Raw genomic sequence first — 23514 nt, forward strand, 5'->3', positions numbered from 1 at the left:
CGTATGTAAATGTATAAAGTTATACATTTAATTTTCAGCGTAGAACTATGAGCAAACTATTATCCCCTTTCAGCATCCGCAATACCACTTTCAGAAATCGCATCGTCGTCTCACCTATGTGCCAATATTCCGGTTCAGACGGGTTTGCCGGCGACTGGCACCTGGTGCATCTGGGAAGCCGCGCAGTTGGCGGCGCCGGTTTAGTTATGCAGGAGGCCACAGCCGTGAGTCCCGAAGGTCGTATTACCGATGCCGATCTAGGCATATGGAAAGATGAACATATAGAAAAGCTCAGACAGATCGTCGACTTTGTGCATAGCCAGGGATCGAAAATCGGTGTCCAACTGGCTCATGCGGGGCGGAAAGCCAGCTGCGAAGTCCCCTGGAAAGGTGGTCATCAAATCGCCGCCCGAGAGCCGCGAGGCTGGACAACTTACGGGCCAAGTGCGCTGCCGTTTAAGGAGCCGGATGAAGCACCTGCAGAGCTCGATGAGGTAGGCATAGCCAAGGTGATCGGAGATTTCGTCGAGGCTACCAAAAGAGCAAAGCAGATAGGGTATGATGTGATTGAAATTCATGCCGCACATGGTTATCTGCTTCATCAGTTTTATTCGCCGCTCAGCAATCAGCGTAACGACTCGTATGGCGGCTCGTTTGAAAATCGGGTTCGGCTGGTACTGGAGGTAATTGACGCTGTTAAACAAGCCTGGGGCAGCGACTGTCCGCTCTTCCTGCGTGTATCGGCTACGGATTGGTCAGCCGGCGGCTGGACCATCGATGATTCTGTAAGCCTGTCTAAGCTACTTAAAACCAAGGGAGTCGATCTCGTTGACACATCTTCAGGAGGCAACGTGCCGAAAGCAGATATACCCAATACGCCCGGTTATCAGGTCGACTTTGCCCGTCAGATCAGGCTGGAAGCGGGTATATCTACAGGCGCCGTAGGTTTGATTACCACACCTCAGCAAGCAGAAGAAATCCTTGATAACGAGTCGGCCGACCTGATCTTTATTGCCAGGGAAAGTCTTCGAGATCCCTATTTCCCATCAAGAGCTAACAGAGAATTAGGGGGAGACCTGGATTGGCCTGTACAGTACGGCCGGGCCCGCTAAGGGGCCTTTCAAGGCTTTTGGATATACGTCCCAATTTTCATAAGTTTGCCATTTACAAAAAACACAACATGAGCAAAGCAATAATCAAAACAGAGAAAGGCGACATGACCGTTCAGTTTTATGATCAGGATGCGCCGAATACAGTAGCCAACTTTTTGAAACTAGCTAAAGAAGGATTTTACGACGGCGTAACTTTTCATCGTGTGATCCCTGACTTTGTAATTCAGGGCGGAGATCCTACAGGTACGGGTGCTGGTGGTTCGGGAACACGCATCAAGTGCGAACTAACCGGTGATAACCAGTATCACGATCGCGGTGTTTTATCGATGGCCCATGCAGGCAGAGATACCGGAAGTTCTCAGTTTTTTATCTGTCATAGCCGCACCAATACCGCACACCTTGACAGACATCACACCTGCTTCGGTAAGGTGGTGGAAAATGTTGATGTGGTTGACGATATCAGACAAGGTGACAAGATTTTAGGCATAGATATAATCGAAGAATAATATGAATCTGAGAGGAATAGTAGCAGTGTCGGGTCGCCCGGGCTTATTTAAATTGGTTGGACAGAACAAGGGCGGATATATCCTTGAAAGTCTTGATGGGCAGAAAACCAAAATCGTGGCCAGTATGACCACCACCAAACTGGCTTCGCTTGAGGATATCACCATTTACGGCGAAGACGACGATTTAAAGTTGACAGATGTCCTTTCTAATATAGGTTCAGAAGCCGATTCTGTTCCTGATGTGAAGGCAGATACTCAAACGCTTCGCAGCTTCTTTGAAAAAGTAGCGCCTAATCATGATCAGGATAAAGTATACGCTTCAGATATGAAGAAGATCGTAAGTTGGTACCAGATTCTTAAAGACCTGCCCTTATTCTCAGAGGAAGCTCCGGCAGGCACTGCAGGAGAGGAGAATATCAAAGTGGAAGAAAAGGCTGAAAAGCCGAAGGCGACACCGAAGCCCGCCAATGCAAAAGCTCCGTCAAGAGCTGCACAACCGGCGAAGAAAGCTAATATGATAAGCAAAAAGGGAGTTTAAAACTCCCTTTTTTATAAAAAATACCAGATAACCACAAAAGCGATCACGGAAATTATGATCGCGATAGTATAACTCCAGCGATCCCTCTTTGGATCACTTTTGAAGCGATAATCCCGCTTGTATTCCGATGGTAGTCTCATAATTCCTCCTTATATTATTGATGGTGATATGGTTCGCCCTTCAGGATGGTAAAGGCCCGGTATAGCTGCTCTACAAAAAACAACCTGACCATCTGATGGGAAAACGTCATGTCTGACAGTGAAAGGCTGCTATTAGCTCGTCTGTACAATGCCTCATCAAACCCATACGGCCCGCCGATCACAAATATCAGATGTTGAACACTTCCGATAAGTTGTTTGTTCAAATAATTTGAAAATTGGACCGACGTATACTTTTTCCCACGCTCATCCAGAAGAACTACTGTATCGGAGGTGCCGATCTGTTTAAGCAGTAGTTCAGCTTCCTTACTTTTTTGCTGTGACTCGTTCAGGCTCTTGGTATTTTTAATTTCCGGTATCATACGCACATTAAAGTTAACGTAGTGCTTCAGCCGGTTCAGGTACTTTTCAATGCCCTCAATCAGATATTTTTCTTCCGTTTTTCCTATAATAAGCAGGGTAATCCTCATCTGATATCCTGGGTTCTATTCAAATTTCTATATTTATCAAACATAGAAAAATAAGCTAAAAATGCGTAGAACAAAAGCCGATATTTTGGCGTACTACAGGCAGCTGGCAGATCAGCAGCAATCCACGGCACAAAAGCTACAAAGAAGTTTGAACAGGATTTCACTGGCCCGGCTGGGCAGTTTCATCGCCGAAATCATCATTGTTGCGACAATGATCAACTTGGGGTTTTCCTGGATTTTCGTCATTTTGCTCTTAGTGCCAGTTGTAGGGTTTCTGGTACTCGTTAAAATGCAGGTCCGAAAAACTGAAGCAAAATTGTATGCCGACAAGTTGCTATGGGTATATCAAAATGAGATAAAAGCGCTGGAAACTCATGCAAACGGATACCCGGATGGAAGCGTGTTCGACGATGAATCTCATTCGTATGCGTCCGATCTAGACATCTATGGGCCCGGCTCGTTATACGCCATGGTCAACCGCTGCAACACAAGCCAAGGTCTTAGCCTGCTTGGTCAATCTCTTGGAGCTCCGGCACCTGCTGTGTACATTCTGCAACGTCAGGAAGCCATACGTGAACTTCGGGAACGGATCAACGAGACCTTCCAATTCCGGGCGCTACTGCACCAGCACGATGGCGTTAAAATGCAGCAGATTCAAGAAAAGCTTGGTCACCAGCTTGCCGGACAGCTGACGTTCACCAGGGCCGGGTGGATGCGCCCTTATGTTCTTTTAATGCCATATGTCATGTTTGCGCTCCTGATAGCCGCACTATGGCAAGGCGGTTTGTATTGGAATGTATTCGGATTGACAGCAGTTGTTAATGCGGTGGTAACCGTGTCTCAGATCGGCCGGGTCAACAGGCTTTACCTTGGCTTTGGTCAAAGCGCTGGTCTCCTCGAACACTTTGCGGATACCATCCGGTGGACTGAGAAGTTCCATTGGCAAAGTGGCTATATCAGGAGCTTTTATAGTGAACAGCATAGCTCGGAGCTAAGTGCAGACATCAGACGTCTGGGCGCAATTATTCGCGATTTTGATGCAAGGCTAAACTTTCTACTTGCCCCGTTTTTAAGCCTTTTCCTTATATGGGACCTCCGGTGTTCGCTCCGTTTGGCCCGGTGGTATGAAAGTTCGGCCGACGATCTGTTGCGGGGCCTCGACCGAGTTGGGCAATTTGAAGAACTGACCTCCTTTGCGACCTTGTCATTCAATCAACCCGACTGGAATTTTCCTGACATAAAACCATCTTTCAGCCTTTCGGCAACACAACTGGGCCACCCGCTTATTCCGGAGACGCTGCGGGTAACCAATACTTATGCCTTTGCTCCGCTTCCAACTACCGACATCATTACCGGGTCAAATATGGCTGGCAAGAGTACTTTTTTGCGTACCGTCGGGGTCAATCTTGTACTTGCTTACACTGGTGCGCCAGTATGTGCTGCAAATATGTCCTGTTCTATTTTTCAAATCCTGTCTTATATGCGGATCAAAGATTCCCTCAACGATCAGACCTCCACGTTTAAGGCCGAACTCAACCGCCTCAAGGTTATTCTGAAAGCGACCTCTGAATCCTCCGATTCGCTAGTGCTGGTCGACGAAATGCTGCGGGGAACAAATAGTCGTGATAAATACATGGGATCAAAGGTCTTTATAGAAAAGTTACTTAGTCAGCAAACACCAACACTTTTCGCTACCCACGATCTGCAATTGTCAGAGATGGAGGACAGCCATCCTGACAAGGTGCGAAACTACCACTTCGACATTCAGATCCATGACGGACAAATGCAATTTGACTACCTGTTAAAACAAGGTCCATGTACCACCTTCAACGCAGCTATCCTTCTTAAGGAAATCGGACTCAGTATAAAATAAAAAAGCTCCCCAACCGGGGAGCTTTCCTATATCGCTTTTACAGGCTAAGCATTTTTTGCAGCCGCCTCCCGGCGAATGATGTTTAGCGCCCCGCCAGCTTTAAACCATTCAATTTGCTGCGCATTGTAGCTATGATTCACTACAATCTCTTCCTTGCTTCCATCTGCATGGTTTAATACCAAAGTCAGCGGAGTATTAGGCGCAAACGAGGTCAGCCCCACGATGTCAACAACGTCATCTTCGAGAATTCTGTCATAATCATCCTTATCAGCGAAAGTCAGCGCAAGCATACCCTGCTTCTTAAGATTCGTTTCATGGATACGGGCAAATGACTTCACAAGCACAGCGCGAACGCCAAGATGGCGCGGCTCCATAGCGGCATGCTCACGGCTCGAACCTTCGCCATAGTTCTCGTCGCCAACAACAATAGATCCTATGCCGGCAGCCTTATAAGCACGTTGTGTTGCAGGTACCGGTCCGTATTCGCCTGTAAGCGCATTTTTAACGAAATCTGTCTTCTCGTTATAATAATTTACCGCGCCAATCAGCATGTTGTTTGAAATATTGTCAAGGTGTCCGCGGAACTTCAACCAAGGTCCGGCCATTGAAATATGGTCGGTGGTACACTTGCCTTTCGCTTTAATAAGCAATCTCAGTCCCTTAAGATCTGTACCCTCCCATGCAGCAAAAGGATCAAGCAGTTGCAAACGGTGCGAGGTAGGCGATACGATCACCTGAACATGACTTCCGTCTTCCGCAGGGGCCTGATAGCCCGCATCTTCCACAGCATAACCGTTTACCGGCAATTCATCACCCTTAGGCGGATCGAGTTTTACCTGCTCGCCGGCGCTGTTGGTCAGCGTATCTGTAAGCGGGTTAAAGCCAAGATCACCAGCTATGGCGATAGCGGCAACAATTTCCGGCGATGTGACAAAAGCAAATGTATTAGGGTTGCCATCGGCACGTTTTGCAAAGTTCCTGTTAAAGGAATGTACAATCGTATTCTTCTCCTGTTTTTCAGCGCCAACGCGATCCCACATGCCAATACAAGGGCCACAGGCATTTGTGAAGATCGTTGCGTTCAGGTCTTTAAAAGTACCAAGCAGACCGTCGCGATCTGCCGTATAACGAACCTGCTCGGAGCCTGGATTAATACCAAACTCCGCCTTGGTGGTCAAGCCCTTATCTATGGCTTGTTTGGCAATAGAAGCAGCTCTGGATAAGTCTTCATAAGATGAATTCGTACACGAACCGATCAGTCCCCATTCCACCTTAAGTGGCCAGTCGTTCGCCTGGGCAACTTCCTTCATTTTAGAAATAGGGGTGGCCAAATCAGGAGTAAACGGACCGTTAAGATAAGGTTCAAGCTCAGACAAATTGATTTCAATCAGTTGATCGAAATATTTTTCAGGATCAGCATAAACTTCAGGATCTCCGGTCAGGTACTCTTTGATCGCATTGGCTGCATCAGCAACGTCGGCCCTGTTGGTCGCCCGCAGATAACGCTCCATGCTCTCATCATAACCGAAAGTCGATGTAGTCGCACCAATCTCGGCACCCATATTGCAAATGGTACCTTTGCCCGTACAGCTCATATTTGTAGCACCTTCGCCAAAGTATTCAACGATTGCCCCGGTGCCACCTTTAACAGTAAGAATACCTGCAACCTTCAGGATCACGTCTTTTGCAGAGGTCCATCCGTTTAATTTTCCGGTCAGCTTTACACCAATAAGTTTAGGGAATTTTAGCTCCCAGGGCAGGCCAGCCATCACATCACATGCATCAGCACCACCAACACCAATGGCAACCATACCCAATCCACCCGCGTTAACGGTATGGGAGTCAGTACCAATCATCATTCCGCCAGGGAAGGCATAATTCTCCAGAACAACCTGGTGTATGATACCTGCACCTGGTTTCCAGAAGCCAATGCCATATTTATTTGAAACCGAAGCAAGGAAATCGAATACTTCCCGGCTTTCTGTATTTGCGGCCGGAAGGTCAAATTCAGCACCATTCTTTGCCGTAATCAGGTGATCACAATGCACCGTAGAAGGAACTGCTACCTCTGGTCGGCCCGCCTGCATAAACTGCAGCAAAGCCATCTGGGCAGTCGCATCTTGCATGGCAACACGGTCAGGGGCAAAATCCACATAGTCGGCACCACGCTTATAAGGGGCGCCTGCATGTCCTTCCCAAAGATGGGCGTAAAGTATTTTTTCTGAAAGTGTTAAAGGTCTGCCTACTAACTTACGGGCTGCTTCCACGCGGGGACCGAAGTTTGCATACACCTTCTTGATCATTTCTATATCAAAAGCCATTAAGAATATGTATTAAAGGTAAGTATATTATATATCGCGAATTTACAAAAAAAAACAGGCCGCCCTTATCATCCACACATCATAATATTATTTATACTTCTTCTAAATAGACTGTTTTCCGTCGTTCCGTGCATCAAAGGGCCCGGAAGTTGTAACCTTGCGCAGCAAAATGTTCCAGCGTTTTAGGCAGCGCGTATTTTAGTCTGTCAAACGCTTTCTGGCTGTCGTGGAACACGACAATGGAACCGTTTTCAGTATGTGTTAAAACATTGTTGAGGCATTTCACCGGCGAAAGTTGCAAGTCAAAGTCGCCGCTAAGAACATCCCACATAACTACCTTTAGGTTAGGGTAGCGGCGCTTGATTTCCGCAATCTGAGACTTCCTGACGCGTCCGTACGGCGGTCTGAACAGCTCTGTGCCTGTAATTTCCTGGCATAACTCAAAATTCTCCAGATATATCTTGTCAGGCGTCTTCCAGCCTTTCAAATGATTAAAGGTGTGATTGCCAATACTGTGCCCCTCATCTTTCAAGGCGCTGAATATTTCCGGATACTTCCGGACATTGTCGCCAATACAGAAAAAAGTCGCTTTGGCCTCAAACATCCGTAAGGTTTTTAGCACAAAGGGTGTAACATCCGGTATAGGTCCGTCGTCAAAGGTCAGATATATAACCTTATCAGTGCGCTCCATGTGCCAGGTCAACTCAGGGTAATACCACTTAAGCAGGCGGGGCGATTTAATCAGGTACATAGCCAAACTTAGATAAAATTCAAATGATTCGGTTGTTTATAATTAATATTGTGAAAAGTTAACTATGATGAAGTTCATCCCCATATGCCTGGCATTGGTAGCCACCATAACAACGGCGCGCGCTCAGGAGGTTATCACCATTCAGCAGGCCATCGAGAGGACGCTTAATAATAACCTGCAGATCAGGAAATCCCAACTTAATGAAGACCTGGCCTTCGAAAACTTCCAGCAGTCAAGACTGGCGCTATACCCTTCCCTAAATGCATCATTAAGTCAGAATATGGGGTGGGGACGTAACAATTTCGGTAACACGGGTATCTACGAAAACACCCAAAATTACAGCTTCAGCCCCGGGTTGGGAGCAAGTGTGGATGTTTTTACCGGCTTTGCCAAGCTGAACCAGATCAGACAGAACAAAATCCTTCTCGAAGCGGGTAAGGCCAACACCGACAAGGTAAAAAATGATTTGCTTTTGCAGGTGGTAACGGCTTACATGGATATACTATTCAACAAAGACAGGCTTAGTGCCGCCTCCCAGCAGCTCGAAGTGTCCAGACAGCAACTCGCACAGCAGCAGGAGCTTTTTGATGTTGGAAATAAAACGCTGGCCGATATTGCAGAGTCAAAAGCGCTTGTGGCTACATCCGAACTCGATGTAACTACAGCTGAAAATGCACTGGCAATATCTTACCTCACTTTGGCTCAGTTAATGAACATGCCCTCGTCCGTTAAGTACAATGTTCAGGCACCTCCGTTGAGTGAGTTTTCAGCGCCCGGAATGACCTTCGATGCTGAGTCAATTTACAGCCAGTCACTCAAGTTTTTTCCGGATATCAGGCTAGCCGAACTTCAAACCCTCGCGGCAGAGAAAGGCATTGATATTGCCAAGGGTAGCTATTATCCGCGGATTTCTATGAACGGAAGTTATGGCTCTTACTACAATTACAACTACAATCTGCCTCCCGCAGTGCAAAACCAAAGTTTCCGGGACCAGTTGGAAAATAACATCTCTAAGGGCATCGGTATGAGCATATCCATTCCCATATTCAATGGGTTCCAGGTCAGGTCGAATGTTAAAAGAGCCCGGATCAACTACCTTCAGTCGCAGACTGATGAGGAGCTCACCAAAATAAATCTCAACCGGATAATCTACCAAGCCGTGGCCGATTTGAAAGGCGCCAGAAGCACCTATGAGTCGGCGACTAAAACATTTAATGCCCGAAGCGAGTCCTTTGCCGTCATTGAGCAGCGCTATAACGTCGGCCTGGTTAATTCTCTTGATTTTAGTACTGCGCAGACAAACCGTAACCGTGCGGAGATCGATATGATCCGGGCCAGGTATGATTTGCTGTTTAAGGCGAAGGTCATCGACTATTATCTTGGTAAGCAGATCACATTCTAAACATATCAACCCTAACACACAATACAAATACTCAATAAAATGAAATTAAAGACCATATTGATCGTAGTAGGTGCAATTCTGGTACTGCTCGTAGCCGCTAAATTTGCCGGTCTCATCGGCGGAAAGAAGATCGAAAAGGTAACAGCAGAGCAAGCTGCTGTCAGAACCGTCATAGAAACCGTAACTGCGAGCGGTAAGATACAGCCGGAAACCGAGGTGAAGCTAAGTTCGGAAGTTTCCGGCGAGGTTACAGAACTCCTCGTGAAAGAGGGCGATGTGGTCAAGAAAGGCCAGTTGCTCATCAAAGTCAGGCCTGACGTCCTGCAATCTGGATACGACCGTGCAATAGCACTAAACAGTTCGCAACGGGCAAGCGTAGCTGCCGCACAGCAAACCTTACAGCAAAATCAGGCAAACTTCGCCAATGCAGAAGCTACGTATAAAAGAAACGTAGAACTGTACGGTAAGAAGGTGATCTCTGCGTCTGAGTTCGATGCGGCTAAAGCCGCCTATCTGAGTGCCAAGGCTACTCTAGAACGGTCCAAAGCGGAAGTAACCGCGGCCAGATTCCAGTTGGCCCAAACCAGTGCAAACGTTCAGGAAGCCAGTGCAAACCTTGCCAAGGCAACTATCTTTGCACCGGTCGATGGCGTCATATCCAAACTTTCCGTAGAACTGGGCGACCGTATCCTGGGTACTGCGCAAATGGCCGGAACGGAGATCATGCGCATATCTAACCTTTCTTCCATGGAAGTTAACGTAGATGTGAACGAGAACGATATCAACAGGGTTAACGTAGGCGATAACGCCCTCATTGAAGTTGATGCATTTGCCGATCAGAAGTTCAAGGGAGTGGTTACCGAAATCGCCAGCTCGTCTAAAGATGTGGGTACAGCTGCGTCGACCGACCAGGTTACCAATTTCATTGTGAAGGTCCGCATCCTGGCCGAGTCGTACAGCAATCTGAAACAGGGTGCCAAAGACCTGCCTTCACCTTTTCGCCCGGGTTTGTCGGCCACAGTCGATATCGAAAGCGAGTCTTTGAAAGGGCTGGCCATTCCCATACAAGCGGTATTTACAGATGATGGTAAAAAGAAGAATGAGCCAGGAAAGGAGGAAAATAACAACGATAGCGACCAGCAGAAAACACGGTTAACCGACAAGACGATCAAACAATTCGTGTACATTCTCAGCAATGGAACTATTAAGAAGACAGCGGTGACCACGGGCATACAAGACGATCAGTACATCATCGTCAAAACCGGACTTAAGGCGGGGCAAGAGGTCGTTACTGGTCCGTACTCGGCTATTCAAAACCGTTTAAAAGACGGAGACAAGGTCGAGAAAACTACTAAAGATCAGCTATTTGCCGAACCTAAGTAAAATCGGCTCCGCGTATCCGTTTTAAATAAGTAAATTGCCCCGGGTTAAAAACAATGAACCGGGGTTTTTTATTTATATAATATGGTGCCTAAAGTTGCAATGGTAGGTGGCGGAAGCTGGGCTACGGCAATCGTTAAGATGCTGTCAGACAACTTCACGGAAAAGGAAATTTACTGGTGGATGCGCAATCCAGACGCCATTTGTCACCTGCAGAAGTACAAACACAATCCAAACTATCTAAGTTCCGTAGAGGTCAGGATCCCAGGGGAAAACATATCCTCCGATCTGAGCGATATCATCGGCAGTGCCGATTATGTGGTGCTCAATGTGCCTGCGGCCTTCCTGAAAGATACGCTTGCAGAAATCAAAGCGGAGCAGCTTCAGGGAAAGAAGATTGTGTCTGCTATCAAAGGCATCGTGCCCGATGAAAACCAGATCATCGGCGAATTCCTGCATCAGAAGTACGGAGTGCCTTATGAAGACCTGCTGGTTATAAGCGGGCCCTGTCACGCAGAAGAGGTCGCCCTCGAAAAACTCTCGTACCTGACTATTGCAGGCTTGGATACCAGCCTCGCCGCACGGTTTTCTGACCTGGTTTCGACCCGTTATATTAAGACAAACATTTCCGACGACATCTTTGGGACCGAATATGCAGCTGTGCTTAAGAATATTTATGCAGTGGCCAGTGGCATATGCCACGGTGTTGGGTATGGCGACAATTTTCAAGCCGTCCTTATTTCCAATGCCATACGTGAAATCAAGCGTTTTGTAGATGCCGTACATCCCATATCCAGAGACATCAATGAGTCGGCCTATCTTGGGGATTTGATGGTTACCGCCTACTCACAGTTTAGCCGTAACCGGACTTTCGGCAATATGATCGGTAAAGGGTACACCGTAAAATCTGCCCAGCTGGAGATGAATATGATCGCCGAGGGCTATTATGCGGCCAACTGTATGCATCACATCAACAAAAAATATAAAGTTGATATGCCGATCAGCCGGGCCGTCTACGCGGTACTCTATGAAAAGCACTCACCGCACATAGAAATGCGTCTGCTGACCGAGCAGTTAAGCTAAAAAGCCCTCTTAGTACAACTAAAAGGGCTTTCCGGATATATATTAAAAGATATTAAAATCTTCGTTTTCCACTATCGCGTCGTCCGCTGCTGCGTTCCTCGCGACTTTTGCCAGAGAAATCCCTGAATCCGCCTCCGCTTCCACCATCACGCCTTCCGCTTCTGCTTCCTCCGTCACGTCTTCCGCTGCTTCTTCTTTCACCATAGCCACCGCGATCGCTCCGGCCTCTGCTGCTGCCGCCCTCAGTTTCGCCGGTCCGCTCGATCCTGACGCCGCGCCCGGAAAATTCAACGCCGTTAAAGTTGTTGAATAATGCACTAACGGCCGAATCTTCAACCTCGAAGAAAGAATATACACCTTTTAGGTCTATCTTGCCCACGCTCTTACCGCTTATCTTACCGTTATTGCAGATAAATGATAACAGATCGCCTCTGGTCAGATCATCTACAGAACCGATGTTAATAAACAAACGTGTATAACCATCATTTGCCCTACGGCCCCGGTCCGAACGTTCGCCGCGCTCAGCACGGTCGCCACGATCTGCATCAGTTGAATTAAGATCAGGTGCATTTTTATAATACTCCAGGAATCTGTTAAATTCCAGTGAAGCGAAACGCTTGATTACCTCTTCCTTGCTTAACTCCGCAAATTCATCCATAATACGCGGGATATACTGCTCAATCTGGCTCTCATTCACCTCAACATTATGTACTTTATGCACCAAGGCGAACAATTGCTTTTCGCATACATCAAATCCGGTAGGAAGATCTGCTTTAGTAAATTTCTTACCGATAATCCGCTCAATCTGACGGATCTTACCGATCTCCTTAGAGTTCACAATGCAGATAGAAATACCTGTTTTACCTGCACGACCAGTCCGGCCGCTTCGGTGCGTGTAACTTTCTATCTCATCGGGCAGCGAATAGTTTATCACGTGCGTAACGTTGTTCACGTCAATACCACGAGCAGCAACATCAGTTGCAATGAGTAACTGCATACTCCGGTCGCGGAAACGCTGCATTACCTTGTCACGCTGCTGCTGCGATAGATCGCCATGAAGCGCATCGGCGTTGTAGCCATCCTTAATCAGATGTTCCGCAACATCCTGAGTATCGAGCTTGGTCTTGCAAAAAACCACGCCAAAGATCTCCGGGTTGAAATCGACAATGCGTTTCAGCGCAGCGTACTTGTCGCGCGCCCTCACCACATAATACTCGTGCTCAATGTTCACGTTACCAGTGTTTTTTGTACCCATGGTAAGCTCTACAGGCTCATCCATGTAATTTTTCGCTATGCGGCGTACCTCAGGGGGCATGGTAGCAGAAAACAACCAGGTCTTTTTATCGTCAGGGGTGGTCGACAGGATATCGTTGATATCCTCCTGGAAGCCCATATTGAGCATCTCATCGGCTTCGTCGAGTACCACATACTTCACATTGCTGAAGTCTATGGCCTTACGGCCGATAATGTCTAACATACGGCCGGGTGTGGCGACCACGATTTGCACACCAATCCTGATCTCACGAAGCTGCTGCATAATATTTGCTCCGCCGTAAACGGCTACAATATTAGCACCAGGAATGTTTTTAGAGAAATTGCGGATGTCGCTTGTAATCTGCAGGCAAAGCTCGCGGGTAGGGCACAGGACCAGTGCCTGCGGCTTTTTGCTTGAAAAGTCAATTAATTCTAACAGGGGCAAGCCAAATGCGGCTGTCTTTCCTGTTCCTGTTTGGGCCAAACCAACAAAATCGTTATTGCCCTCTAACAGTACAGGAATACTTTGTTCCTGAATCGGCGTAGGATTTTCGAAACCTAAATCCTTTACGGCACTAACAACATCATCACTTATCCCCAAATTACTAAATGGGTTTATCATGTATTATAATTTATTAAGCCGCAAAGGTACGGTTAATAATCCGTATTTTTACAGAAGCCTAACTAAATAAAAATGAGGCAATTAAATTTATCTGAGTCTGTCGGCCGACTTCAGCAGCTGCTCGTCTTTCCTTATTCCGCGCATGGTAAGCAGCGAAAATATAAGTCCGAGTACCGGCATAAATAAGCCCGCACCATAGTTAAACGTCGTGCCTGAGATCATAGAAGCATAGTAATACATCCAGCCGCAGGCCACTAAGATCAGCACCATACAAATGCCCGTAATGCGGCGTTGAAGCGCCCGGTTTCTGAAGTTGAATATGTTTACAAAGAATAGTATTCCGGTAATAACAATGGTGATCAGCAATGGCGTAGCAGCGGTACTTTGACTCTGGCCAGCTTCAGTTAAGGTATAAATGCCCGAACCTTTCAGCCAGGTTTCAACGCCTTCCCCCTGCACAGAAAGAATCGGCAAAGCAAGCATCAGGAACATGGTGATTGCCGCAAGAAAGAGCCATATCGATTGAATCCGCTGTATCATATCAATTCCATAATTTCAACAAAGATATTAAAAGGGCGCAACTAGGCAATTCAAAAAAGGAATTAGAATAGTAGCTTTGTCTACTGACATGCAGCGCTACTTTATTGAGCTTTCATACAACGGAACCGCATATCACGGCTGGCAGATACAGCCGAATGCCATAACTGTGCAGCAGCGGCTTGATAAGGCGCTGAGCGTGTATTTTCGCCAAACAGTGGCTACCTTAGGCTGCGGACGTACCGATACCGGCGTTCATGCCACTCAGTTCTACGCTCATTTTGATCTGGATACCGCGTCTGCCCGCCCTGAGATCGACGTAACTGGTGTAAACGCCCTGCTGCCCTACGATATCGCCGTAAGCCGCATCTTCGAAGTCGCAAACGACGCCCATGCCAGGTTCGATGCCACAAGCCGTACCTATCATTATCATATCCATTTTCAGAAAGACCCTTTTAAAATCGACAGGTCCTGGCTCTACAAAGGGCGCCTGGACGTCGACCGTATGAACCAAGCTGCAGCGGTTCTACTCGAGTATACAGATTTTTCCTGTTTCAGTAAGTCCAATACCCAAACCTTTACCAACAACTGCAGGCTTACAAAGGCTGTATTTACGGAGCATTCCGGCGGACTACAGTTTACCATTCAGGCCGATCGCTTTCTGCGCAACATGGTGCGCGCCGTTGTAGGTACCTTGATCCGGGTTGGGAAAGGTGAGATTGACCTTCAAGGCGTCCGGACCATTCTGGAAAGTAAAAATCGCAGCGCGGCAGGGCAGTCAGTTCCAGCATGCGGACTCTACCTTACCGAAGTGCAATACCCTTATATAGACAATGCTCATCTAAACAATGCTCATGGCTAAACTACCCGGAGAAGCGATAAATACAGGATTGCTCAGGCGAATCTTTCGGTACGTCAAACCCTACAGGCGCACTTTTATCTGGGCTATTGTGCTAACCATCCTGCTGGCCCTCATTGCGCCGGTACGCCCGTTCCTTATACAGTACACGCTCGATCACCATATTATGACGGGCGACTATGCCGGACTGCTCAGTATCACCATCCTGATGCTCGTGCTGCTCGCCCTGCAAACCCTTTTTCAGTTCAGCCATACACTGCTCACCAACACACTGGGGCAGTCGGCCATACGCGATCTTCGCATAGACGTGTTCAATCACATCACCAGGCTCAGGCTCAAATATTTCGACAATACGCCGATCGGTCAGCTTATTACACGAACGGTGTCCGACCTGGAAACGATCGCTGAAATCTTTTCCGAGGGGCTGATCGTCATCATAGGGGATATCCTGATGGTGATCGTTATCGTTGGGGTGATGGTTTATAAAGACTGGATGTTAACCCTCGTCGTGTTATTGCCCATGCCGCTGCTCATTATCGCAACTGCAGTTTTTCAGCGCGCCATCAAAGCAGCATTTCAGCAGGTAAGAACCGAAGTATCCAACCTGAACACCTATCTTCAGGAACATATCACTGGCATTTCCATCATACAGTATTTTGCCCGTGAAGAGCAGGAATATAAGAAGTTTGTGGGCATAAATAAGCGCTACCGCGATGCCAACATCAGATCTAACTGGTATTACAGCATCTTTTTCCCGGTAGTGGAAATCATCTCCGCCATGTCGCTCGGTCTGCTCGTGTGGTACGGCTCCCGAAGCATACTGGCCAAGCCCCTGGTGGTCACCCCCGGTATCATTGCCGAATTTATTTTGTACATCAGCATGCTTTTCCGGCCTATCCGCGAACTTGCAGATAAGTTTAACACCTTGCAGATGGGTATGGTAGGCGCCGAAAGAGTGTTCAAGGTGCTCGACAACCAGGAGATCACGGAAAACAAGGGCACATTCATGCCGGCCAAACTAAACGGACACATCTCCTTTAAGAACGTCTGGTTCGCCTACAACGCCGATAATTATGTGCTTAAAGACATTTCTTTTGAAGTAGAGCCGGGTAAAACCGTAGCGCTTGTAGGGGCTACCGGCGCGGGAAAGTCGTCCACTATCAATATACTTAGCCGCTTTTACGAAATCAACAAAGGCGAAATCAGTATCGACGGTACGTCCATCCAGGATTACGAGCTTAATTATCTCAGACGCAACATTGCTACCGTCCTCCAAGATGTTTTTCTGTTTTCCGACACCATCTTCAATAACATTACGCTCAACAACCCCGACATCAGCATGGAGGCCGTTGTAGACGCCGCGAAAAAGGTAGGTGCGCATGACTTTATCCAGCGTTTACCAGGCGGATACCAATACAACGTCATGGAGCGCGGAGCCACATTATCTGCCGGGCAGGCGCAGCTCATCTCGTTCATCAGAGCGCTGGTGTACAATCCTGCTGTGCTTGTGCTCGATGAGGCAACCTCTTCTGTAGATACGGAAACTGAAATGCTCATTCAAAATGCTATCGACAACCTGATGCAGGGCCGTACCTCTATAGTGATCGCCCACCGCTTGTCGACCATACAAAAGGCCGATAAAATACTGGTGCTCGACAAAGGCGAGATCAAAGAAATGGGTACACACCAGCAACTGCTCAAACTAAACGGCTACTACAAACGCCTGTACGAACTTCAGTTCAGTTCAGCAGGCATTTCCGCAGGCTGAGTCGACTGGTACAGAAATTGGATGCGCTAGTACAAATCATACCTATGCGCATATTCAGATACCTTTCTATTGTTTTTTTACTCCTTCTCCTGGTCGGCTACGTCCGCCCGGCCCTCGACGCGCCTGAGCAAGACGTATCTTTTAGCGAACGTGTCGTCATCTCGGGATTAAGTGATCCCTGGGAGATTGTGATGGGCCCGGATAACTATGTTTGGGCTACGGAAGCCAAAGCCTATCGGGTAATTCGCGTCCATGTGGCAAGTGGCAATAAGCAGGTCGTGCTCGATCTTTCCGGAGCGCGACAATTTAAGAAGGGCGAAAACTTACCGTGGCCCCAGGGGGGCTTAATGGGCATGGCACTACACCCCGAAATGGGCAGTGGCACGCCCTATGTCTACCTCGCCTACGCCTACAAACATCTGCAGGGCAACCGCTTCCTGGTGAGGCTGGCGCGCTACCAGTATAATTCCCGTTCTCAGATGCTGGAGCAGGGACAAACCATATGCGATTCCATTCCCGCCAGTAATGATCACAACGGGGGGCGACTAGCCATTGCCCGTGAAAAGGGCCTTCCATACTTGTTTTACAGCGTTGGCGACATGGGTTCCGGGCAGTTCAAAAATGGCGGAGCGCCAAATTACGCCCAGAATGTTTCGTCTTATGAAGGCAAGATATTGCGTTATCATCTGGAGCCTTCGGCTCAATCGAGTGGGGAAGATGCCTGGATCCCGTCTGATAATCCCTTTAACGGGCAGCGCAGGAGTGCGGTCTGGACGGTCGGGCATCGCAATCCGCAAGGTCTGGCAGCGGCAAACATTGAGGGAACCGACATGCTGTATGCATCAGAACACGGTCCTTATTCCGATGATGAGATCAACCTGATCCAGCGTGGCGCAAACTACGGGCATCCGCTTGTTATCGGGTATGCCGACGGCAACTACAGCGGTCTCGCCGCTTCTGTTTCTTCTAACCAGGACTATCCTGGGCCATGGCACACCAGCTATCCGCTAATCGGCACAGAGCAGGATAACGCCCGCAAGATCGGGTCATCGTATCGCGATCCAGTCAAGAGCTTTTATCCAGTGCCAGCCGATACACTGAAGCCACTTTTCAAAAAGATCAATAGTGGCGGAAAGTCGGATTGGCTGGCATGGGCGCCAGCTGGTATCGAGGTGTACGACAAAGATGTAATCCCGGGCTGGAAACGCTCGCTGCTTATAGCGACACTCAAAGGCGGCACGCTGCTCCGGCTAAAACTCAACGATGAGGGAAAGATAGCAGGTCAGCAGGTTTTCGAATATCAAAAAGGGCGGCAGCGCTATCGCGATGTCACGGTGTCGGCGGCGGGCGAGAAGATTTATCTGGCTACCGACAGTGCCTCGGTAACCTCCGGACCATCCGCCGAAAATCCAAAGTCGGTCGCCTGCCGCGGCTGTATTATCGAGCTGACGTACCAGTCCAGATAAGCATACAGGTATTTCACGCCGCAGGCACGTCTTTTACTGGTTTTGTTAATCGCATAAACCTTCCCGCGGCAGATCAGGTTGATATGTATAACCAAATAAGGCAAACATGAGTGAGTCAATGAAAGCCGCGCTCAAAACAGCGGAAGGCAAATTCGAGGTCAAGGAAGTAGAGCGGGTGCAAATTCCGGCGCCCGACTGGGTGCTTGCTAGAGTTAGGGTCTCGGGTATTTGTGGTACCGATCTGCGTCATTGGGAAAAACATGAGCCAGAGCTGGAATGTAAAATCATGGGCCACGAACTCGCCGGTGAGGTGGTAGAAGTAGGGCCCGAGGTAAAGAATGTGAAGCCAGGCGACCGTGTCGTTATCGAAACCCTGCTGGGCGACGGCACCTGCGACTGGTGCCGGGTTCAGCAGTACAACTTATGCCCAAACCTGTATAACGTTCGTATGGAAACCGTGTCACGCGCTTTCGCGGAATACCTTATCGGACCGGCCACGAAATTTCATAAACTTCCGGACCATGTAAGCTTCGAAGAAGCCACACTTCTGGATACTTTTTCGGTAAGTCTGCACGCACAGCATCTAAGCGGCCTGCATATCAACGATAAGGTCGTTGTTATTGGCGCAGGACCTATCGGATTGGGGCAACTGCAGCTCGCCAAAGCGTCCGGAGCTGATGTGCTCATTATCGACGTCGTAGAGTCGTCGCTCCAACTGGCGCGCGAACTGGGTGCAGATGAAGCCGTGAACAGCAACAAGGAAGACGTACGCGCGCGCGTCATGGCCTTCACAGGCGATCGCGGCGCCGATATCACCTTCGAGTGTGCAGGCGGACCATCCATGCAGGAAACCTTTGCTGAGTCGGTGGAGCTGACCCGCATAGGCGGCAAGGTGGTCATCGTAGGCGGATTTGAAAAAGGCAAGATGCCCATGGAGATCGACTGGCAAAGTCTGCAGATGAAAGAGATTCAGCTTATTCCGAGCGCAAGCTATTCTTTCTGGGACATCTATCCTGAAATGAAGATCTGCCTCGATCTGCTGGCCAAAGGAAAACTCAACGCCAGGAAAATGATCACGCACAGCTTTCCGCTCGATGAAATTAACAAAGCCTTCGAAACCGCGCAGAAAAAGGACGAGACCGGTGCAGTTTTCGTGGCGCTAACCATGTAAACATCAATCGTTATGAAACAGAGCGAAGACAACCACTTTATTCCTATGACCTCCGTCTCAGCCGGTTCAGGCAAGGAAGTAAAACCAGATATTTATTACTACACCAACCAGATTGTGAATGTGGTCATGGTGGGCAGGCCGGGGGGCGACTGGGTGCTTATCGATGCAGGAATGCCAGGCAGCGGCCCTACCATTCTAAAGGTTGCTGAAGAGCGTTTCGGAAAAGACAATCCGCCAAAGTGTATAGCACTCACGCACGGACATTTTGACCATGTAGGCGGACTTACCTATCTGCTCGAGCATTGGGGGGTCCCGGTATACGCACACATCAATGAGTTTCCTTACCTAAACGGGTCGCACGCTTATCCCGAGCCCGATCCTTCAGTAGAAGGCGGCCTACTTGCAAAAATCGCATCCATCTACCCGCACGAAGCAACCAACGTAGCCTCCGCGCTGCACGAATTGCCGCATCACGATCGTATGCCCTGTTTCCCCGAGTGGAGCTGGATAAGCACGCCCGGACACTCGCCTGGTCATGTGGCATTTTACCGCGAAGACGATGGCGTGCTCATCAGCGGCGATGCCGTAATTACCGTGCGACAGGATTCCTTATACAAAGTACTGCTTCAAAAAGAAGAGGTAAACGGCCCGCCGCGTTACCTTACTACCGACTGGGATGCCGCCAGGCAGTCTGCCATAACATTGGCCGGATTGAACCCAAGCCTGATGATATCAGGTCACGGTCAGTTTATGGAAGGCAAGGAGCTTAGGACCGGACTACAGAAGCTAGCGGCTGAGTTCGACAAGATTGCCCGACCGGCATACGGAAAGTATACCGGCTAGTCCAGTTCATACCATTGAAAGCCGCGGGCGGGAAGCAGAAATGGATCCTGCCCGGCAGGCCGCTCAAAGAGGGCTTTGAAACCTGACTCTTTGTTCAGCGTCTTTCCAAAATCCGCATGCACCGACTTTTCGCCAAAGTTATGCGCCACAACCAGTCGCTTGTTGCCATGCCTGTACTCGATGGCAAAAACAGCCGCTGAGCCCGTCTCCACGACTTTCCAGCTACCCAACCCGATTTCTTCATGACGCTTTCTCAGTTCGATAAGCGATCTAATAAAGTTTAGCAATGAACTGGAGTCTGATAACTGCTGCGCTACGTTGACCTGCTTATAGCTGTAGTCGCCATACGCAATCACCGGCCGGATCATTTTCTTACCGGTCGAAAAGCCTCCATTTGCCGTGGTATTCCACTGCATCGGTGTCCGCACCGAGAGGCGTTCGCTCAGTGCAAGATCGTCGCCCATACCAATTTCCTCCCCGTAGCGGATCATCTGCGCACCCGGCAACGAGAACAAGAGGCTGTAGCTCATTCTGATCAGCGCGGGATCCGCAAGCATCGGCGCCAGCCGGCGTCTAATACCGCGGTCGTACAACTGCATGCTTTCTTCAGGTCCAAACTTCTCGTACACCAGTTTGCGCTCCGAATCCTTCAGCCGGTCAAGATCTATCTCATCATGATTTCGGAGGAAGAAAGCCCACTGACCCGCCCTAGGCTTGACCCTGAAATCTTCCAGGGCCTCAGCAAGACCAGTAGCATCGCCCTTTGCCAGTGCATAAAACAGGTACTGATTCGCGTAAAAGTTGAACATCATCTGCATGCGGTTTGCATCCTTCCCAAAGTAGTCCGCATTTTCTTCCGCGGTAACGTTCGCTTCACCCAGCAACACAGCATCAGGCTTTTCTTTCTTTACCACCGAGCCAATTTTGGTCAGCAACTCAAACATATGTTCAGGTTTATCGGAACTGGTAAGCGGTTTATCGATAATAAAAGGAACCGCATCCAGCCGGAAGCCGTCTACACCCTTAGCCAGCCAGTACCTCAGTACATCAAAAGCCATTTGTCGCACGTCCTCCCTTTCATAGTTCAGATCGGGCTGAAAGTTGTAGAACCGATGGAAGTAGTATTTGCCTGTCGGCTCGTCAAAGGTCCAGGTCTCATTTTGCACACCCGGAAACACCATGCCCTTGTCCCAGTCCTTCGGTTTGGTGGCCGACCACACATACCATTTGTGATAGGTAGAATTCGTATCTCTGCGTGCCTCCTTAAACCATTTGTGTTCAATAGAAGTGTGGTTTAAAACCATATCCATGATCACGCGGATTTTTCGCTCACGCGCAGCTTCAATAAAAGCCTGGAAATCGGCCATGGTCCCAAGCCGTTCATCAATGCCCTTAAAATCAGAAATATCATAACCATCATCGTCCCCTGGCGTAGGCTGAAAAGGTGCAAGCCAGATCGTATTGATGCCCAGTCCGCTCAAATAGTCAAGCCTGGCTGTCAGCCCCCTGAAATCCCCACAGCCGTCCCCGTCACTATCCTTAAAAGTCTCCACATCCAGATTATAGATAATGGCGTTCGCGTACCAGTTGGCCGCCGTTGTTGCCGTGTCTGCCCCGTCAGAATCACGCTGAGCCTCATGGCAACCGGCAGCCAAAAAAGGAAGTATGAACAGGAGCAGATACAGATAGGAAACGCTTAGTTTTTTCATGTGCAGATATTCAATAGGTTTTACCAACATTTGAACCAACCTGTCAGATGAGACATAGTTTACTCAAAGGCGCAGAACGCGTACTTCACGCAGTTCCACGTGTTTACCCTACCCCACAGCAATTTCACGCAGGTACTGCGTAGTACTTACTTAACGTTGCTTACGTGACCCTCATCACTAAAAGTTATAACCAGCGTCTACTATGCTGGTGATAGATGTCATGGCGGGCGAGTCGCAAGAGCCTGATCTTTGAGTTATTAAATCAATAACATCATGGCAACACTAGCATTAACAACAGCACCTTCAGTTTCTTTAATACACAGATATAACCAATTCGCTGATGGTCAGCAAAAGTACCATCTGGGTTGGTTCCTTGTCTCAATTCTGGTTCATGCAACCATTCTCGTGCCGCTTACTTTTGTGGCGGTGTACGCTTTAGGCGGACATGTACTTCCCTGTCTGGCTGCAAGCATGGTTATCTTCTTCGTAAACATTGTGTGTAATATGAGCGGTATGAAAACAAGGACAACGATATTTGTATTCGGACTGAGCTTACTGATCCACGCTTCTATATTGCTGATCACGCTGGCGGGTGTTTAAACCCTCCGCGTTCAGATACCCGCCCAGTGTAACTCACTGCTCAGTAAAGTTGTGTCAAATTCATAAACCGGGTATTTGCTTTCAATCAACGTGATGAGTTTTTGGGCAGCGATCCTGCCCATTTCAAATGCATTTTGGCGGATGTAGGAGATGCTTGGCGACAGGAGGTCTATCACCTCCGAGTTGGAGAAGCCTATAATACTTAAGGGGCGGGGCACGTCGAGCATACTTAAAACCCGGACGGTCTCGGTGCTGATCCGGTCACTTGCAATCAAAAGCGCCTCAGTTCCCCATGGTGCCGACAGCAGTTCCTGTACAATGGCTTTTATTTCATGCTGATTTCTTCCTCCTTCGTAGCAGTACTTAACGAGATGCTGCTCAGGCGTTAGATTATGTGCAGCCAGGGCATCTGAATATCCCTGAAGGCGTTCTTGTGTAATCGACAGATGTGGGGCATTCCCTAAAAACGCAATCTTATGATATCCTTTCTGGATGAGAAGGGCAGTTGCTTCGAAGGCCGACCTCACGTTGTCTGTAGTTATCTTAAAGGTTTGCATCTCCGGGATAATCCGATCAAACAGGACTAGGGGCAGGCCGCGCTGATGAAGGTCTGTTACATGGCTGTAGTCTGTTGTTTGCGACGACATGGAGATCAGCAGGCCATCAACCGAGCGGTTTGCCAGGTGCTCTACGTTGATCACTTCGCGGTGGTAAGTGTCATGGCTTTGCGTGATGATCACATGGTAGCCTCTCTCGTAAGCAACCGACTCGATGCCGTTGATGGCCTGGGAAAAAAAGCTGTTGGCAATGTCGGCCACCGAGACACCTATGGAATTGGTTCTCTTATTTCTCAAACCACGTGCAACGGGATTAGAACGATAGTTTACCTTTTCTGCATAAGCAAGCACCTGCCGTTTTGTTTCGGCACTTACTTCATGGCTGTCGGTCAGCGCCCGCGAAACGGTAGATGGGGAAACCGACAAGGCCTGAGCAATTTGCTTGATTGTTGCTGCCTGGAACATAAACAAGTATAAGAAAAAATCATGGCACTATGGCGCTTGAATCATCACTTTTCCGGGAACGATTGCGTA

At 48.6% G+C, this 23514-nt stretch carries 20 protein-coding genes; 13 read left to right on the plus strand and 7 right to left on the minus strand.

The annotated features are described in order from the left end of the window. The first annotated feature begins 47 nt into the window (after nt 1-47). The 3 genes from namA to J3P40_RS06345 all read left to right on the plus strand — a co-directional run bounded on the left by namA (nt 48) and on the right by J3P40_RS06345 (nt 2156). Nucleotides 48-1112 carry an NADPH dehydrogenase NamA gene (namA, locus tag J3P40_RS06335; protein ID WP_256003893.1) on the plus strand — a complete coding sequence of 355 codons (1065 nt, stop codon included), beginning with the start codon at nt 48-50 and terminating at the stop codon, nt 1110-1112. A gap of 68 nt (nt 1113-1180) precedes the next feature. Further along, entirely contained in the window at nt 1181-1618 is a 438-nt protein-coding gene (locus J3P40_RS06340) for a peptidylprolyl isomerase (RefSeq protein ID WP_256003894.1), read from the plus strand. 1 nt (nt 1619) lies between these two features. After that, the gene (locus J3P40_RS06345) at nt 1620-2156 is read left to right on the plus strand and encodes a DUF5606 family protein (protein ID WP_256003896.1); all 537 of its coding nucleotides are present in this window, start codon (nt 1620-1622) and stop codon (nt 2154-2156) included. A 154-nt stretch (nt 2157-2310) separates the two neighbouring features. Here the strand turns inward: J3P40_RS06345 and rlmH are convergent, their stop codons facing one another. Continuing rightward, complete coding sequence (gene rlmH, locus J3P40_RS06350; RefSeq protein WP_256003898.1) at nt 2311-2784, minus strand: 23S rRNA (pseudouridine(1915)-N(3))-methyltransferase RlmH; 474 nt, start codon at nt 2782-2784, stop codon at nt 2311-2313. Between the two features lie 61 nt (nt 2785-2845). On the opposite strand from rlmH, the gene J3P40_RS06355 reads away from it, so the two are divergent. Beyond that, entirely contained in the window at nt 2846-4657 is a 1812-nt protein-coding gene (locus J3P40_RS06355; RefSeq protein ID WP_256003901.1) for a MutS-related protein, read from the plus strand. A 44-nt stretch (nt 4658-4701) separates the two neighbouring features. Here J3P40_RS06355 and J3P40_RS06360 read toward each other — a convergent pair whose 3' ends face one another. Then, nucleotides 4702-6978 (minus strand): aconitate hydratase, encoded by a 2277-nt coding sequence (locus J3P40_RS06360; RefSeq protein ID WP_256003904.1) that lies wholly within the window; start codon nt 6976-6978, stop codon nt 4702-4704. A gap of 133 nt (nt 6979-7111) precedes the next feature. Beyond that, complete coding sequence (locus J3P40_RS06365) at nt 7112-7729, minus strand: polysaccharide deacetylase family protein (RefSeq protein ID WP_256003906.1); 618 nt, start codon at nt 7727-7729, stop codon at nt 7112-7114. Nucleotides 7730-7793: 64 nt separating this feature from the next. Between J3P40_RS06365 and J3P40_RS06370 the strand changes: the two genes are divergently transcribed. The 3 genes from J3P40_RS06370 to J3P40_RS06380 all read left to right on the plus strand — a co-directional run bounded on the left by J3P40_RS06370 (nt 7794) and on the right by J3P40_RS06380 (nt 11594). Continuing rightward, nucleotides 7794-9131 (plus strand): TolC family protein, encoded by a 1338-nt coding sequence (locus tag J3P40_RS06370; protein ID WP_256003908.1) that lies wholly within the window; start codon nt 7794-7796, stop codon nt 9129-9131. 39 nt (nt 9132-9170) lie between these two features. Then, the gene (locus J3P40_RS06375; RefSeq protein WP_256003909.1) at nt 9171-10514 is read left to right on the plus strand and encodes an efflux RND transporter periplasmic adaptor subunit; all 1344 of its coding nucleotides are present in this window, start codon (nt 9171-9173) and stop codon (nt 10512-10514) included. Between the two features lie 81 nt (nt 10515-10595). Then, a complete protein-coding gene (locus tag J3P40_RS06380; protein ID WP_256003910.1) occupies nt 10596-11594 on the plus strand; it encodes an NAD(P)H-dependent glycerol-3-phosphate dehydrogenase in 999 nt (332 codons plus the stop codon). Between the two features lie 52 nt (nt 11595-11646). On the opposite strand, the gene J3P40_RS06385 is transcribed toward J3P40_RS06380, so the two are convergent. Both J3P40_RS06385 and J3P40_RS06390 read right to left on the minus strand, forming a co-directional pair. Beyond that, entirely contained in the window at nt 11647-13470 is a 1824-nt protein-coding gene (locus J3P40_RS06385; protein ID WP_256003912.1) for a DEAD/DEAH box helicase, read from the minus strand. An 87-nt stretch (nt 13471-13557) separates the two neighbouring features. Continuing rightward, complete coding sequence (locus J3P40_RS06390; protein ID WP_256003914.1) at nt 13558-14010, minus strand: DUF4293 domain-containing protein; 453 nt, start codon at nt 14008-14010, stop codon at nt 13558-13560. Between the two features lie 88 nt (nt 14011-14098). Here J3P40_RS06390 and truA point away from each other — a divergent pair, with 88 nt between their 5' ends. From truA to J3P40_RS06415, 5 genes are all read left to right on the plus strand, one after another. Then, on the plus strand, nt 14099-14869 hold the full coding sequence (gene truA / locus J3P40_RS06395; RefSeq protein ID WP_256003915.1) for a tRNA pseudouridine(38-40) synthase TruA: 771 nt from the start codon (nt 14099-14101) through the stop codon (nt 14867-14869). After that, nucleotides 14862-16634, plus strand: a complete 1773-nt coding sequence (locus J3P40_RS06400; protein ID WP_256003916.1) for an ABC transporter ATP-binding protein — start codon at nt 14862-14864, stop codon at nt 16632-16634. The genes truA and J3P40_RS06400 overlap by 8 nt, the downstream gene beginning before the upstream one ends. A 44-nt stretch (nt 16635-16678) precedes the next feature. Then, entirely contained in the window at nt 16679-18100 is a 1422-nt protein-coding gene (locus tag J3P40_RS06405) for a PQQ-dependent sugar dehydrogenase (protein ID WP_256003917.1), read from the plus strand. Nucleotides 18101-18206: 106 nt separating this feature from the next. After that, nucleotides 18207-19271, plus strand: a complete 1065-nt coding sequence (locus J3P40_RS06410) for a zinc-dependent alcohol dehydrogenase (RefSeq protein ID WP_256003918.1) — start codon at nt 18207-18209, stop codon at nt 19269-19271. Between the two features lie 12 nt (nt 19272-19283). Beyond that, nucleotides 19284-20114 (plus strand): MBL fold metallo-hydrolase, encoded by an 831-nt coding sequence (locus tag J3P40_RS06415; protein WP_256003919.1) that lies wholly within the window; start codon nt 19284-19286, stop codon nt 20112-20114. Here J3P40_RS06415 and J3P40_RS06420 read toward each other — a convergent pair. Beyond that, nucleotides 20111-21823 (minus strand): alpha-amylase family glycosyl hydrolase, encoded by a 1713-nt coding sequence (locus tag J3P40_RS06420; RefSeq protein ID WP_256003921.1) that lies wholly within the window; start codon nt 21821-21823, stop codon nt 20111-20113. The genes J3P40_RS06415 and J3P40_RS06420 overlap by 4 nt on opposite strands. Before the next feature lie 273 nt (nt 21824-22096). Between J3P40_RS06420 and J3P40_RS06425 the strand changes: the two genes are divergently transcribed. Next, a complete protein-coding gene (locus tag J3P40_RS06425) occupies nt 22097-22423 on the plus strand; it encodes a hypothetical protein (RefSeq protein WP_256003924.1) in 327 nt (108 codons plus the stop codon). Between the two features lie 11 nt (nt 22424-22434). Here the strand turns inward: J3P40_RS06425 and J3P40_RS06430 are convergent, their stop codons facing one another. Further along, on the minus strand, nt 22435-23445 hold the full coding sequence (locus tag J3P40_RS06430; protein ID WP_256003927.1) for a LacI family DNA-binding transcriptional regulator: 1011 nt from the start codon (nt 23443-23445) through the stop codon (nt 22435-22437). Nucleotides 23446-23514 lie beyond the last annotated feature (69 nt).

Origin of the sequence: Pedobacter deserti, from assembly GCF_024436415.1 — a bacterium.
GTDB classification, from domain to species: Bacteria; Bacteroidota; Bacteroidia; order Sphingobacteriales; family Sphingobacteriaceae; genus Pedobacter; species Pedobacter faecalis.

What these genes read in the sequence shown, in the direction of transcription:
- namA (WP_256003893.1), top strand. Translation starts at nt 48, where the DNA reads ATGAGCAAACTATTATCCCCTTTCAGCATCCGCAATACCACTTTCAGA.
- J3P40_RS06340 (WP_256003894.1), top strand. Translation starts at nt 1,181, where the DNA reads ATGAGCAAAGCAATAATCAAAACAGAGAAAGGCGACATGACCGTTCAG.
- J3P40_RS06345 (WP_256003896.1), top strand. Translation starts at nt 1,620, where the DNA reads ATGAATCTGAGAGGAATAGTAGCAGTGTCGGGTCGCCCGGGCTTATTT.
- rlmH (WP_256003898.1), bottom strand. Translation starts at nt 2,784, where the DNA reads ATGAGGATTACCCTGCTTATTATAGGAAAAACGGAAGAAAAATATCTG.
- J3P40_RS06355 (WP_256003901.1), top strand. Translation starts at nt 2,846, where the DNA reads ATGCGTAGAACAAAAGCCGATATTTTGGCGTACTACAGGCAGCTGGCA.
- J3P40_RS06360 (WP_256003904.1), bottom strand. Translation starts at nt 6,978, where the DNA reads ATGGCTTTTGATATAGAAATGATCAAGAAGGTGTATGCAAACTTCGGT.
- J3P40_RS06365 (WP_256003906.1), bottom strand. Translation starts at nt 7,729, where the DNA reads ATGTACCTGATTAAATCGCCCCGCCTGCTTAAGTGGTATTACCCTGAG.
- J3P40_RS06370 (WP_256003908.1), top strand. Translation starts at nt 7,794, where the DNA reads ATGATGAAGTTCATCCCCATATGCCTGGCATTGGTAGCCACCATAACA.
- J3P40_RS06375 (WP_256003909.1), top strand. Translation starts at nt 9,171, where the DNA reads ATGAAATTAAAGACCATATTGATCGTAGTAGGTGCAATTCTGGTACTG.
- J3P40_RS06380 (WP_256003910.1), top strand. Translation starts at nt 10,596, where the DNA reads ATGGTGCCTAAAGTTGCAATGGTAGGTGGCGGAAGCTGGGCTACGGCA.
- J3P40_RS06385 (WP_256003912.1), bottom strand. Translation starts at nt 13,470, where the DNA reads ATGATAAACCCATTTAGTAATTTGGGGATAAGTGATGATGTTGTTAGT.
- J3P40_RS06390 (WP_256003914.1), bottom strand. Translation starts at nt 14,010, where the DNA reads ATGATACAGCGGATTCAATCGATATGGCTCTTTCTTGCGGCAATCACC.
- truA (WP_256003915.1), top strand. Translation starts at nt 14,099, where the DNA reads ATGCAGCGCTACTTTATTGAGCTTTCATACAACGGAACCGCATATCAC.
- J3P40_RS06400 (WP_256003916.1), top strand. Translation starts at nt 14,862, where the DNA reads ATGGCTAAACTACCCGGAGAAGCGATAAATACAGGATTGCTCAGGCGA.
- J3P40_RS06405 (WP_256003917.1), top strand. Translation starts at nt 16,679, where the DNA reads ATGCGCATATTCAGATACCTTTCTATTGTTTTTTTACTCCTTCTCCTG.
- J3P40_RS06410 (WP_256003918.1), top strand. Translation starts at nt 18,207, where the DNA reads ATGAGTGAGTCAATGAAAGCCGCGCTCAAAACAGCGGAAGGCAAATTC.
- J3P40_RS06415 (WP_256003919.1), top strand. Translation starts at nt 19,284, where the DNA reads ATGAAACAGAGCGAAGACAACCACTTTATTCCTATGACCTCCGTCTCA.
- J3P40_RS06420 (WP_256003921.1), bottom strand. Translation starts at nt 21,823, where the DNA reads ATGAAAAAACTAAGCGTTTCCTATCTGTATCTGCTCCTGTTCATACTT.
- J3P40_RS06425 (WP_256003924.1), top strand. Translation starts at nt 22,097, where the DNA reads ATGGCAACACTAGCATTAACAACAGCACCTTCAGTTTCTTTAATACAC.
- J3P40_RS06430 (WP_256003927.1), bottom strand. Translation starts at nt 23,445, where the DNA reads ATGTTCCAGGCAGCAACAATCAAGCAAATTGCTCAGGCCTTGTCGGTT.